The organism is Reyranella sp., from assembly GCF_965279465.1.
Lineage (GTDB): Bacteria > Pseudomonadota > Alphaproteobacteria > Reyranellales > Reyranellaceae > Reyranella.
Genome location: NZ_OZ257242.1, coordinates 7,479,808 through 7,492,612, shown reverse-complemented (window position 1 = coordinate 7,492,612; position 12,805 = coordinate 7,479,808). Strand labels below are relative to the sequence as shown.

Below are 12,805 nucleotides of genomic sequence, written 5' to 3'. Positions count from 1 at the left end.
TCTTCGGAAGCGCCATTGCCGTCGCGCAACGTCCAGCCATCCCCGCTCAACGTTCCGAGTGAAGCCAGCGCGAGCCGCCCGTCGCCAGCCATCAGCCCTCGATGTGCAGGTCCCAGCGGGACAAGAACTCGCTCGGATCAAGATAGCGACTGTCGAAGACAGCGATTTCCTTCAGTCGCTTCGTGTCCACGACCTCGATGCACCGCTTTTCCGACAGCACGCCTAGTCTGCGCAGGTCCTGGAAGCTGCGGTTGGTGTGCACGATCGATAGCCCGACTGTATCGGCAACTTCGATCTGGTTGAGCGGAATGACCCGATTGTCGGGACCAAGCCGGAACAGCTGCTCGCACAGGAGATGCGCGACCCGCTGCACGGCTGGCCACCGCGCCATGACCAATCGCTGCCGAAAGATGCTTGCCTCGATCATCGAGGCCCGCCACAGCGCTCGCCCCACCACAGGGTGACGCTGCATCGTTTGCTCGAGGATATCTCGGTCGATCGTTCCGATGGAGCAATTCGACAGCGCCTCCACCTCGATATGCTCCGTTGATTTTGGATGCAGCAGACCGTGAAGGCCGAGAAAGTCGCCGGGATGGTGGAAGGCGTATATCTGCCTGGCCCCATCTTCATGGCGCGTCGTCATGCAGGCCAAGCCCTCAAGCAGCACGGTGAAGTGCTTGGAAGACCGCACGGTGTCAGCGATGATCTCGCCACGGCATATTCCTCCCCGTACTTTCATCAGATTCCGGATCGCCTCGAGATGGCCATTGCTCACGGCGTTCACTCCCCGTGACCCTGTCAGTGGCGGGCGCAGGCCTTTCGGAGCCTCTTCATGCTTCCCCCGTTCGTATCCCCTTCTCATCGGTACGTGATTTACGTTTCCCTCGGCCAACGCGCGGCGTTGCCAAGTGGTCCCAACGTTCGCACCAGCCGCCACGGTTTGCATATCGAGCCCAAAACCCATTTGACCCTCCATCCCATCTTCGCGCGCCCCTGCCGGGCGATGTGCCGGCTACCCACCCAAGTATCAGCACAGGAGGTTCAATAAGCTTATTGCCGGCCGTACGCAATACAATTGTATCGTCACTTGTATCATTCATGTCGCATCATGATGCCGGACTATTGGCCGCCCCGGCTGTTGCCATGGGGCCGGCAAGGCGGACGCCCGACCCGATATCGGCCGAAGGACCGTGCGGCGCGCTACGCAGCAGGCATGCAAGCGCTATACTTGGAAGATGCCGGCCGAGGAAACGCGGGCGCCCAAGTGTTGAGGATCAGCCGATGAATGTCCTTGCGGTGGTTCTGCTACATGTAAGCTGGGTGGCTTGGGCCAGTGCCGTGTTCGCCCAGGGTCAGTCGGCGAGCCTGACCATCGCGGGCAGGGATTCCTCAATGACGTATTTCGCCCACGACTTGCGCGCGAACCCTTCTGCTCGGGAACTGAGCATCTCCAAGGATCCCATTTATCGCGGACCGAGGGTGTATCGGGTTGTCCCGATGAACTATCTTTTGAAGGGCATCAGCCTCGATGCCGACGACTATGTCCAGATACGCGCGACCGACAACTTCTCCGCATCCATACCGGCCGCGCTGCTCAAACCGGCGACCGGGACCGATACGGAAGCATTCCTGGCGATTGAGAATCCGGCAATGCCATGGCCGGCCATCCCCGGCAAGCAAGGGAGCGCGGGCCCCTTCTACATTGTGTGGCAATCGACGAAGGCCCCCGTCGCCAGGACCTACTGGGTCTATCGAGTGGCGGCGCTCACAGTCACCGATAGTCCTCACAAGCGCTGGCCAAACCTCGGCGTGCCGGACGCGCTACCCGCCTCCGATCCGGTTTGGCGTGGTCGCGACCGGTTCGTCGCCCTTTGCATGGCCTGCCATCGCTTCAACGGCGACGGCGAAGGAGATGCCGGTCCTGATCTGGCGACACCGATGAGCCCCGTGGACTATTTCCAGCCGCTTGCGTTCAAGCGGTTTCTCCGAAACCCGTCCGCGGTTCGTAGCTGGCCCTCCCAGAAGATGCCGGCATTCGATGAGACCAATCTCAGCGACGCCGATTTGGACGCAATCGTCGCCTGGCTCACGTACAAGAGACGATCCGCGCTCCCGCAAAAAGCGGGGCCCTGAGAGCCCGTCCGGATAGTGTGGACGAAGCAGTTACTTGTGTCGGTCGAGGAGGCATGCGACCCGCGTGAAAACGGCGAGGTTGTGAGCGGTGCAGATGAGAGTTCATTCGGCGGCGCCTTTCCAATGCTGCGGAGCGGGAATGGCCTGAACCCTGTTGCCTGCTTGATCTGACCGAATGCTGTCCTCCCAGGCTCCGAGCTAGGCCCTCGTCAGAGGCCCCTCGGTGCCTCGAATGTAGATGCGACGGATCTAACGGGGTAATTGGGGGGTAACGACGACGCCGGAAGGTCTACCTCGGCACCGCGTTCTTTTCTGCTGGGCGTGCGCTCATCGCCTCCCCGACATCACCAACCAAGTGGGCGAGCTCTCGCCGCTTGCAACATTCCGGCGCAGACATCGTTATGTCACAGGTCAGGCCAGAGGTTCCTTCGCATTAGGATCATCCCTGGGCCAAGCCAGGGTGGCGCATCGGCGCATATCCCCGGCGATAGATGCTTCGGGGCCCATGTCTCCGGTGCTTTTGACTCCTTGTTTCTGAGGAGGCGTTAATGACCGTTCAATTGCCAATGCCTGGCCACTGGCCATGCAACATGAGCCGGTGCGACCCGATGGCCGCCCTCGAGGTCATCGAGCGCGACAAGGTCGAGGCCACGCATGAAATTGTGCTGTTGCTCGACCGTCTCGCAAAGAAACACGGCATCAGCAAGTCGATCGGCCCGGTCGTTGGGGGCTATATCGACGACATGCTCGAGGATGTCTTCTTCGAGCTCGAGGAAGAGTTGGGGCGGGAATGTGATGAATCACGGGAAACCAGGTGACCGCGCGCGGCAGGTGCCGGGGGCGTCCTCGACCGTGCTTCATCAGGGAAAGTGAGGTGGCCAACCAATCGCGATGTTTCCTCACCGCCGCGGTGCCCCAAACATGCGACCGTCGTTCCCATCGTGACCCTGGAGCCGATCGCCCTGACACCGCGCTCGCGGTGGCGCCCATCGAGGTCGCTGCCCTCAAGTGACCGCATGCGGGCGTGCGCGGCTGTCGGGCGTGGCCGACGGCGGCAGGGCAAGGGGAAGATCGTTCGCCTTGAAGGCGTTGGCGAGAGCCTGAGTGGCGATCTGCAGCCCACGCCGCCGCTCCGGAGGGGCGAGCCAGCGAAGGTGTGCCTGGAACAGGGAATGGTCTTCCGACTGGGCTGCAGCGAGCAGCGTGAGGACCTGGCGCTCGTCGGACGTGACGCCGAACGGATCGGGCGCGCGGATGACGAGTTGCCGGCGGCTGGCGAAGGCCAGCGCCTTCAGGAAGGTGCAGAGCGTGAGGAAGACCTCGCCCGCGTCGCTGCCGCAGGCATCGGCGAATTCCTGCGCCATCACCGGGCAATGAATCCGTCCGGTGACGATGCGCCGCCAGGACCAGACCAGCAGGTGCTCGCCGTAGCCCAGCCCTCGCGCGTCCGCGGCTGTCCGGACGGTCGCCTGTCCCGTGGGCATCATGGCTCTTCCCCTTCGCGTGTTGCTATTCGACGAAGGCTTTCTCGACGACGAACTCGCCAGGCACCGTCGTGCTGCCTTCGGTCAGGTCCGCGCTTTCGAGGATCGTGCGCAGGTCGAATAGCATCTGCACGCTGCCGCACAGCATGAAGCGGTCGGTCTCCTTCGCGATCGGCGGCAGGCCGATGTCGCGCGCCAGCGCGCCGTTCTCCAGCAGGTGCGAGATGCGGCCGCGATACTTGAACGGCTCGCGCGTCACCGTTGGATAGTAGATCAGCCTGCCGCGCACGGCGTCGCCCAGGATCTCGTCGGCGGGCAGCTCGTCGGCGAGCGTCGAGCGATAGGCGAGGTCGCGCACGTGGCGGCAGCCATGGACCAGGATCACCTTCTCGAAGCGCTCGTAGACCTCGGGGTCGCGCACGATCGAGAGGAACGGTGCCAGCCCCGTGCCGGTGCCGAGAAGGTAGAGGTTGCGGCCCGGCGTCAGGCTGTCGAGCAGCAGCGTGCCGGTCGCCTTGGCGCCGACCAGTACCGGATCGCCCGGTGCGAGGTCCTTCAGCCGCGAGGTCAGCTTGCCGTCGGGCACCTTGATGGAGAAGAACTCCAGCGCCTCGTCATAGTGGGCGCTGGCGATCGAGTAGGCGCGCAGCACCGGCTTGCCCTCGATCCGCAGGCCGATCATCGTGAACTGGCCACTGGCGAAACGGAAACCCTTGTCTCGGGTCGTCCGGAAGCTGAACAGCTCGTCCGTCCAGTGATGCACGGACAGGACGGTCTCGTCTCTCAACGCACTCAAACGCGCCTCCGCACGGCCGACAGGGCCAGCGTGTCTTCGACCTTGGGGGATGGCCTACTTGGTCAGGATCAGCTTGTCGGATGCCGTGACCCGCAGCCGATAGAGGCTGATGCCGTGACGAATGCGGATTTCGCGAGCGCCGTTCATCAAGTCGGCGCTGTCGACCACGAGGGACACGATCTCCTGCGCGACCGCAGGCGAATGATTGGTTTTGTTGACCTGCGAGGGGCGGAGCGACGCATCCATCGGGATCTCCCAGTCGTTGTTTGCGAGTAATTCTGAATTGCATATACTGATGCGCCGGTCAATGCCTTCCGGGGAGGACCTCCAAATGAAAAGCCTGCGGGATCGAGGCCGTGCGTCCTTCGCTCGCGACCGCGCCACCGAGGGGTCACGCGGACCCCGGCCGATCGACTTGTCGGTCGGCGAGCAGTTCGTGCTGTGGGCCTTGCGCCAATGGCAGTGCGAACTGACTGCCTGGGAGAGCGACGGTGCTTTTCCTGCCGCGGAGTCCGGCCTTCGCGACGGCTTCCGAGCGGCTGGCCTTCTCGAGGCGTTGCCCGAATTCGCCATGGCCATGGATGGCATCTTGTTCTCCATCGGCCGCACCCTTGAAATTCATCGGCCGCCGCATTCGACCGTCAGCCGCGACGAAGCCGTGTTCATCGCCCTGTGCGGTTTGGCCCAAGCCGATCTCGGGCGGCCGCTGTCGGCATCGCTCAACGGGATGCTGGGCGCGGAGGCAGCGGAAGTGGTCCGAGCGCGCCTGACGGCGTTTGCGACGATTCTCGGCGGCGCAGGTCTCGATCTTGCGTCGGCTCAGAGTGCTATGGGCAGGCGCCTTCATTGATCCCGGTGGATTTCGCCGAGGCGCCTGCCTCCCGTCACAACCAGCCCTTGTCCTTGAAGGCAGACAGGTCCACGCCCGGTGGCGCATACCAGCCGCTGGCGCTGTAGCGGGCACCGAGCTTCATGGCGATGTCCTTGTTGCCGTAGGGAATGCTCAACGGCGTGCTCGCGTCGGCATCCTGTCGAGCGCGAGAAGGCGACGCATCGGCTGGCAGGTCGGCGAGCTTGCTCTTTCGTGCCTTCCTGCGCGATGGCGCCTTCTTGCCGGCGAGCGTCGCGCCTGTGCGGCGACGTCTCTTCTTCACGGACGGACTCGCTTCATCCGCTAAAGCCGGTGTTGGGCTTGCTGGTTGTGACGAGGGAGCGGCATTGCGGTCGCTGGCAGGTTTCTGTGGCGCATGCTGCTTCAAGAACGCCCGGCATGCCGTGCCTGAAGTGGCATAGTCCGCCGGGAGTCCGATCCGCTTCTGCCGCGCAAGGCTCTCCGCATAGCGTTTCATCGCAGGGGTAGGCGGGCGCTCCCCGCTGCCATTCCCGCGGGCGCTGCCCAGCAGCAACGGTCCACCGCCTGCAGGACCTTGGGTCAGCTTGCCGATGATGCGCCGGGCGACATCGCACACGGCATCGACCGCGCCCACCATCTGCTGCTTGCCGACGACGACGTCGTCGAGGAGGCACTCGAGCTGCGCCGTCTGCCCCGGATCGACCAGCGCCGGATCGGCGTCCTTCAACACGCCGAACAGTCTCAACCCATTCTCGGTGGGGACAATGTTCTTGCCCTGGGCGACGAGGAATTCCTGCTTCTTCAGCCCGCCGATGATCTCGGCCCGAGTTGCCGGCGTGCCGATGCCCTTGGCTTCCTTCAGGCGGTCGCGCAGCAGATCGTCGTCCACGAAGCGCCACGCATTCTGCATCGCTTCGATCAGCGTGCCTTCGCTGTAGCGCGGCGGCGGCTTGGTCTCCTTGGTCTCGACCTCCGGATCGCGCAGCCGCGCCGGTTCGCCGTCGCGCATCGCCGGGAGCAATTGCCCACCATCGCCCTTCTCGTCGGCAGGCTGCCATTCCGGAAACGCCGCGCGCCAGCCGAGCTCGAGGGGCTGCCGGCCGGTCGCCTTGAACGGGAAGCCCTTGACGTCGAGCGTGGCGGTGGTCTGGCGATAGCGGAAATCCGGCATGAGCGCGGCGAGATAGGCGCGCGCGATCACGTCGAACAGCTTCTTCTCGTCGATCGACAGGCGCGGCCACACCTCGCGCAGCGTGTCGACCGTGTTGACGTTGGGGATGACGGCATGGTGGCTCGCCCCCTCGAGTCCCTTCTCGTGGAACGTACCGCTCGCGCCCCGGCGAATGAGCGGCGGAACAGGGACGGGAATGTCTCTGAACGATTGGCCGACCTGAAGGCCGGCCACGATCTTCGGCACGTCTGCGATCAGGCTTTCCGGCAGGTAGCGCACTTCGGCGCGGGGATAGGTGATGATCTTCTTGCCTTGGCCGTCATAGAGTTCCTGGGCGACGTCGAGCGTCTTGGCGGCCGACCATCCGAATCGCGTGGAGCACAATTTCTGTAGCGAAGGCAGGTCGTGCAGCTTGGGCGGTCCCTGCCGCTTGTCCTCGACCTTCACGCCGAGCAGGCCCTCGAAGTCCCGCGCCGCCTCGACGACGGCGTCAGCCAGCTCGCGCTTCAGGATCCGCTCCTGCGGCGCATGCCGCATCTTGAACTCCCCGCTGGCGACCTTCGCCGTGGCGACCACCTCGAAGTAGGTGACCGGCACGAAGTTTCGGATCTCGAGCTCGCGCTTGCAGACGATTGCGAGCGTGGGCGTCTTCACGCGACCGACGCCGATCACGCCGCGCGCGCCACGACCCAGAACCACGGTGGCCGTGCGGGTGAGCGAGAGATTGTAGATCTGGTCGGCCTGCCGCCGCGCCACGGCGGCGGCGTACAGGCGAGCGTACTCTGAGTTTGGCCTGGCCTCCTTGAAGGCATCCCGGATGGTTTGGGAATCCTGCGCGGTGAACAGCACCCGCATGACCTCGCCGCGATACTTGTAGTGCTCGAGGATCTCCTGGCCGATCAGCTGGCCTTCGCGATCGCAGTCGGTCGCCAGCCAGACCCGTTTGGCGGTGCGCAGCGCCTCGCGAATCGCCTTCAGCTTGGCGGCCTTGTTGCCACCGATTGCGGGTCGCGTGCCGTACAGCCCATCCGGCTTCAGCAGGATCGGCGACCAGCGCTTCCACTCGGGGACCACGTCCTCCGGCTCGAGCAGATCGATCAGGTGGCCTTCGGCCGGGAGGATGGCGCCGTAACGGCCGCCCACTGCGCCTCGGACGTCCTTTGCCTGGCTGCTCTTCTCCGTGATGACGATTTGATCGGTCATTCCGGTCCTGCAAGAAACGAATTGCAGAAAGGAACATAAATAGAACAACGGCGCGCGACAAGCTTCGGTTCTGGCTCGATGCTCGGAGCGGTAAGGTGATGCCGGATTAGGGAGAGAGCGGTTCATGCGTATTTGCGTGTTTGGGGCGGGCGCGATCGGCGGCAATTTCGCGGCGCGCCTTGCCGATGCCGGCAACGAGGTTTCCGTCGTAGCGCGCGGCCAGCACCTCGAGGCGATCAGGGCCAACGGCCTCACCCTGATCGCGGGCGACAGGAGGATCGTCGCCAAGGTGCAGGCGAGCGACCGGCCGGCCGATCTCGGGCCACAGGACGTCGTGATCTCGACCTTGAAGGCCACCGGCCTCGAGGCGCTCGCTGCGAGCGTCGGGCCGCTGCTCGGTCCTGGGACGGCCGTGGTGTTCGCGCAGAACGGCATCCCGTGGTGGTACGGGCACGGTCTCGGCAAGGCGCGACCGCCGGCCCCCGATCTGTCGCGCCTCGATCCGGGCGGCGCGCTCGCCCGGGCGGTAGGCTACGAGCGCACCCTGGGCGGTGCCATCACCTCACCGAACCACGTCGTCGAGCCGGGCGTGATCGTCAACGAGCAGCCCGACCGCAACACGCTCTGGGTCGGCGAGATCGACGATCGGCAGACGCCGAGGATCGAGGCCCTGCGCAAGGCCCTGATTGCCGCCGGCATCGGTTCGCCCTCGACGCGCGATATCCGTTACGACATCTGGCACAAGCTGATGGCCAACCTCACCGGCTCATCGGTCTGTCTCATCCTGGGGCAACCGGCGACGATCCAGAAGACGCCGATCGTCAATCAACTGGCGCGTCGCGCCCACGCCGAGGCGCTGGCAGTGGCCGCCGCCCACGGCGTCGTGCTCGATGACAGTCCCGAGGTGCGCTACGGACCCAAGCGGGTCTATTTCGACCATCGCCCGTCGATCCTGCAGGACTACGATCTCGGCCGTCCGATGGAGATCGAGGCCATCGTGCGGGCACCGGTCGCCTTCGCTCGCAGCGCGGGCGTGCCGACGCCGACACTGGATGCCATCGAGGCGTTCGCCGTCAGCATGGCCGCGTCGAAAGGCCTTTACGTGCCGTGACGCTCCCGGCCATGAGTGCTCAGCGCGCCATCCCGGTCGCGCCGTCGGGGACGTCGTAAAAGGCCAGGGTCATCGCGACGCTGGTGTAGTGCCCCATCAGCGTGATGACGTCGGTGATGCTGACGTGGCCGAGAGTCTTGACGGCACGGTCGTGAAGACCGCGCGGGATCCAGCGACCGTTGGAGAGCGCGATCGCCATCTCGTAGACGATCTGCTCGCGCTCGTCGTCGAAGGCGGTCGGCATCCCGCAAAGGATCGCGTCGATCTTGGCCGCCGGCAGTCCGGCAGCCTTCGCGATCCGCTCGTGCGCGGACGTCGGATAGGCCGCCCGCCAGTGGCTGGTGATGACGCAGACTGCAATCTCGCGCTCGCGCTCGGTCAGAGAGTAGCCGCCCGGCTGGAAGTGCGCGCCGTACGGACCGGCGACCTTGGCGAGCTTCGGATTGTGCACCCAGATCTTGGTCGGGCCGGGCAGGCGGCCGCGGGCCTCGATCATGGCGTTGTAGCCTGCCTGCTGCTCCGGGGTCATCTTGTCGTACGGAATCTCGGCATAGCGGCCGAAAGTCGGCGTTTCAGACATCGATTTCCTCCCTTTTTGTCGTTGCCCGCGCCGCTCAGATGAACATGTCGAGCTGGTTGTAGTTCTTCAGCACGGCGGCGCGCGTCGTCTCGTTCCACCGGTTCTCGTCCTCATGGCCGGCGAGCGGCCGATAGACGTAGCTCTTCTCCTGCGGGAAGCGCTGGCGGCGCGCGTCGATGGCGATCTGCAGGATGCGCGTGCGCGCATCGATGCGGGCCTGGTCATAGGTCTCGACCGCCCCGGTCAAACGCTTCGTCGTCACGTTCAGCACGCGTCGGCGCGGAAAGAATCCCTCGTTGAGCGTGATGCGCCGGTCGGGCGAGCTGTTGGCGAAGGAGCCGTGCACCAGCTGGCGGTTGGTCACGATCGTGTCGCCGGCGTCGCACAGCATCGGCACCGCCCCTTCGATGCGGTCCGATCCGCTCTCGGCCACCATCCTCTTGATGTCGGCCCTGCCGTGCTTGTGGCTGCCGGGCAGCACCCAGACTCCGTTCCCGGCCGTGCTGGGATAGAGCTGCGTCATGAAGTTGAAGCCGTGCGCGCCCTGGTCCCAATCGGGCGCGTTCCAGTGGGTCGTACCGTCCTGGTGCCAGGCGACCGATGGGCCGAGACCGGGTTCCTTCACGAAGGTCACTTCATTGTAGGGCACGAAATCGTCGCCGAGGATCGATGCCGCCACAGTCAGCAATCCGGGATGGCCATAGAGGCGCAGGCAGGCGTCGCTGAGATAGAGGTTCCCATCGAGCAACTCGACGGTCCAGTCCGGCGAATCCTGGGCCGGCTCGGGCTGCAGCATGGCGGCGGGATGGCGGCCGTTGTTCCTGTCGGTGCCGCCGACCGGATCGCTGAGCGGCTTGGCCCAGCGATAGGGCGGCTTGATGATGCCGTGATCGAGCGTCGGCCGTCCGCGAACATCGACCTTGGCATCGGGGGCGACCGGCGCGTGGGACAGCACCTCGTCGATCTCGGCCCGCAGCTCCTGAATTTCCTCGGATCCGATGACGCCCTGGAACACGTAGAAGCCATGGGTCCAATACGACTCGAGGATTTCCGGCAACAGCTTGCCGTCGGCGCCGACGCGGATCGGCCCGCGATTGCCCAGCGCATAGGCGCGTGCTTCGGCGCGTTGGCCATATTCCCTCATGGCGCGCTCGTGATCGAGTGGGCTCAGGGGGCGGGTGGCAGTGGCGGTGGTCATGGCAGGCTCCCAACGAATGCCGGCTTGCGAAGGAACGACGTAGCCAACGATATCCCAGCCGGCGGCCCGCGACCAACCTGCCCGATGCGGATCGCCCGTGCTCGGGGCACAATGCTTCCGTCATCGCCTGAAGAAAGAACCAGCTCATGCATATCGTCGTCGCCGATCCCATCCACCAGGACGGCATTGACCGCCTGCTCGCGGCGCCCGGCGTCACGCTCGACTACCCCGGCAATGCGACGAACATGTCGCTCGAGGAGCGGCTGCGCGATGCCGACGGTCTGATCGTTCGCGGCACGAAAGTGGACGATGCGCTGCTGGTGAACGCGGAGCGGCTGCGTGTCGTTTGCCGCCATGGCGTCGGCTACGACCTGGTCGATGTGCCGGCCCTGACGCGGCGGGGCATCGCACTGATGATCACGCCCGAGGCCAATGCCGCTTCGGTCGCCGAGCATGCGCTGATGTTGATGTTGAGCCTCGCCCGGAATGTCGTGCAGGTCTCCACCGCGGTGCGGCGGGGGGAATGGCGTGTTCATGGCCAGTCGAGCACATTCGAGCTGGGCGGACGGAGCGTGCTCGTGATCGGCTTCGGGCGCATCGGCACGCGGGTCGCCCGACTCTGCAACGCCTTCGGCATGCGGGTCATGGTGCACGATCCCTACATTCCCGCGGGCACGATCCGGGGGGCGGGATATGAAGCGATCGTCGATCGCGATGCCGGCCTGGCCAGGGCCGACTTCGTGACGGTGCACATTCCCGCCAACGACGCGACGCGCGGCCTGGTGGACGCGACCTTCCTGTCGCGCATGAAGCGGGGCGCCGTGCTCATCAACTCCGCGCGAGGAACGCTCGTCGACGAAGCGGCCCTGGAAGGGGCCCTCCGCTCGGGTCACCTGGCAGGCGCGGGTCTCGACGTGCTGCGCGTGGAGCCGATGGTTCAACCGGTCTCCATGCTCGCCCTCGACAACCTCATCGTCACGCCGCACGTCGCGGCGAGCACGGCCGAGGGACTGCGCCGCATGGCGTGGGATTCCGCCGGCAATGTCCTCGAGTTCCTGGCTGGCCGGCCCGATCGCGACGCGGTGGTGAACGGGGAGGTGCTGGCAGCCGCGCCGGCGCGATGACGGGGATGGAGATCTGATGATCACGATCGTGTAGCCGGTGCCGCCTTGGCGGCAGCGTCTGCCCCGTCGTCCCGAGCGTGCAACTCACAAAATTTCTCCGGACAGCCCTGCCGTCTGCGGGGGAAGGTGGCGCGCTGCGCCGGATGGGGGCTTCGTATTCGTGTCCGTCGATGGCTCAAACCAGGGGCGCATGATCCCCTTCCGGCCCTTCGGGTCTCCTTCCTCGGCAGACATAGCCCCGCATCACAGGCCAGTGCGTAGGGCGTGAACTCTATTGGGGCAACTCCGATGCCCCGCTCGCTTGTGCATTCGGCCCATGGATTGGGGGCAATGCGTCTCCCTACATTTCGCCGAGTTACATGATGCTGTCACCTAGAGGATGGGATGAACGGAACTCCGAATATCGATCGTGCCCGGCGTAGTGCGCTGAAGGCAGGCGTTTTGGTGTTGGGCGCGCTCCTGGCGGCCGGCGCTCTGCCCAGGCAGGCATCGGCGGTCCCAGGCAACAACGGCAACGGCAAGGGAGGCTGTGGCCAAGGTCAGCAGACCAACGGATGCGGCGGCAATTGCTTTGCGCTGGGCACGCTTGTCCGGACGCGCGAAGGCTACCGGCCGATCGAAACCCTGGCAGCAGGCGACGAAGTCGCGGTGCATTTCGGGGGCTTCGCGCCGATCAAGGCAATGGTCAGCCACACCTTGAACGGCGTGGCGGGCAAATGGGATGGCAATCCGGACAATCAGCCCGTCGTCATCCGGCGCGGCGCTCTTGGCGAGGACTTGCCGACCGCAGATCTCTGCCTCACGGCTTCGCACCCCGTCTACGTCGATGGTTTCCTGATGAAAGCCGGCGACCTGGTCAACGGGACCAGCATCTACTTCAAGAAGGCCGACGGCCAGGACAGTCTCGATTTCTTCAACATCGAGCTCGACCGCCACGACATCCTGGATGTGCAGGGCGCATTCTGCGAATCGCTGTACAGAGCGGGGGCGGAGCGTTGTGCACCGCTCCTGGGTTTCGACGGCGGCCGCAGCAAGCTTCGCTCTCGCCTGCGCAGCATGACATCGCTCGTGATCGACCGGCGGCAGCCGATCGACATCATTCGCGACGATCTGGAGGAGCGTGGGCTTGGCTTTGCGCGGGCGGCCTAGGCG

13 protein-coding genes are annotated in these 12,805 nt (G+C 65.1%); 6 read left to right on the top strand and 7 right to left on the bottom strand.

All coding sequences use genetic code 11. From position 1 onward, the window contains the following. Positions 1–91: 91 nt before the first annotated feature. Positions 92–775 carry a Crp/Fnr family transcriptional regulator gene (locus tag ACQY8M_RS36555; protein ID WP_428667159.1) on the bottom strand — a complete coding sequence of 228 codons (684 nt, stop codon included), beginning with the start codon at positions 773–775 and terminating at the stop codon, positions 92–94. Between the two features lie 506 nt (positions 776–1,281). On the opposite strand from ACQY8M_RS36555, the gene ACQY8M_RS36550 reads away from it, so the two are divergent. Both ACQY8M_RS36550 and ACQY8M_RS36545 read left to right on the top strand, forming a co-directional pair. Continuing rightward, positions 1,282–2,133, top strand: coding sequence for a c-type cytochrome (locus ACQY8M_RS36550; RefSeq protein WP_428667156.1), 852 nt, complete (start codon positions 1,282–1,284; stop codon positions 2,131–2,133). A 548-nt stretch (positions 2,134–2,681) separates the two neighbouring features. Beyond that, positions 2,682–2,951 carry a hypothetical protein gene (locus tag ACQY8M_RS36545; protein ID WP_428667154.1) on the top strand — a complete coding sequence of 90 codons (270 nt, stop codon included), beginning with the start codon at positions 2,682–2,684 and terminating at the stop codon, positions 2,949–2,951. Between the two features lie 186 nt (positions 2,952–3,137). On the opposite strand, the gene ACQY8M_RS36540 is transcribed toward ACQY8M_RS36545, so the two are convergent. The 3 genes from ACQY8M_RS36540 to hemP are packed head-to-tail and all read right to left on the bottom strand — an operon-like array spanning position 3,138 to position 4,659. Next, the gene (locus tag ACQY8M_RS36540) at positions 3,138–3,620 is read right to left on the bottom strand and encodes a hypothetical protein (protein ID WP_428667152.1); all 483 of its coding nucleotides are present in this window, start codon (positions 3,618–3,620) and stop codon (positions 3,138–3,140) included. A 22-nt stretch (positions 3,621–3,642) separates the two neighbouring features. Then, positions 3,643–4,413 (bottom strand): ferredoxin--NADP reductase, encoded by a 771-nt coding sequence (locus ACQY8M_RS36535; RefSeq protein ID WP_428667150.1) that lies wholly within the window; start codon positions 4,411–4,413, stop codon positions 3,643–3,645. Positions 4,414–4,467: 54 nt separating this feature from the next. After that, positions 4,468–4,659: a hemin uptake protein HemP gene (hemP, locus tag ACQY8M_RS36530; RefSeq protein ID WP_428667148.1), complete on the bottom strand. Its 192-nt coding sequence runs from the start codon at positions 4,657–4,659 to the stop codon at positions 4,468–4,470. Positions 4,660–4,744: 85 nt separating this feature from the next. On the opposite strand from hemP, the gene ACQY8M_RS36525 reads away from it, so the two are divergent. Beyond that, positions 4,745–5,263 carry a hypothetical protein gene (locus tag ACQY8M_RS36525; protein WP_428667146.1) on the top strand — a complete coding sequence of 173 codons (519 nt, stop codon included), beginning with the start codon at positions 4,745–4,747 and terminating at the stop codon, positions 5,261–5,263. 34 nt (positions 5,264–5,297) lie between these two features. Here ACQY8M_RS36525 and ACQY8M_RS36520 read toward each other — a convergent pair whose 3' ends face one another. Then, positions 5,298–7,640 (bottom strand): type IA DNA topoisomerase, encoded by a 2,343-nt coding sequence (locus ACQY8M_RS36520; protein WP_428667144.1) that lies wholly within the window; start codon positions 7,638–7,640, stop codon positions 5,298–5,300. Between the two features lie 124 nt (positions 7,641–7,764). On the opposite strand from ACQY8M_RS36520, the gene ACQY8M_RS36515 reads away from it, so the two are divergent. Further along, on the top strand, positions 7,765–8,751 hold the full coding sequence (locus ACQY8M_RS36515; RefSeq protein WP_428667142.1) for a ketopantoate reductase family protein: 987 nt from the start codon (positions 7,765–7,767) through the stop codon (positions 8,749–8,751). A 19-nt stretch (positions 8,752–8,770) separates the two neighbouring features. Here ACQY8M_RS36515 and ACQY8M_RS36510 read toward each other — a convergent pair whose 3' ends face one another. Together ACQY8M_RS36510 and ACQY8M_RS36505 are read right to left on the bottom strand one after the other, a co-directional pair. After that, positions 8,771–9,331 carry a carboxymuconolactone decarboxylase family protein gene (locus tag ACQY8M_RS36510; protein ID WP_428667140.1) on the bottom strand — a complete coding sequence of 187 codons (561 nt, stop codon included), beginning with the start codon at positions 9,329–9,331 and terminating at the stop codon, positions 8,771–8,773. A gap of 34 nt (positions 9,332–9,365) precedes the next feature. Continuing rightward, positions 9,366–10,529, bottom strand: coding sequence for a phytanoyl-CoA dioxygenase family protein (locus tag ACQY8M_RS36505; protein ID WP_428667138.1), 1,164 nt, complete (start codon positions 10,527–10,529; stop codon positions 9,366–9,368). A 146-nt stretch (positions 10,530–10,675) separates the two neighbouring features. Here ACQY8M_RS36505 and ACQY8M_RS36500 point away from each other — a divergent pair, with 146 nt between their 5' ends. Together ACQY8M_RS36500 and ACQY8M_RS36495 are read left to right on the top strand one after the other, a co-directional pair. Next, the gene (locus ACQY8M_RS36500; RefSeq protein WP_428667136.1) at positions 10,676–11,653 is read left to right on the top strand and encodes a hydroxyacid dehydrogenase; all 978 of its coding nucleotides are present in this window, start codon (positions 10,676–10,678) and stop codon (positions 11,651–11,653) included. Positions 11,654–12,037: 384 nt separating this feature from the next. Then, entirely contained in the window at positions 12,038–12,802 is a 765-nt protein-coding gene (locus ACQY8M_RS36495; RefSeq protein WP_428667134.1) for a Hint domain-containing protein, read from the top strand. The last annotated feature ends 3 nt before the right edge of the window (positions 12,803–12,805 follow it).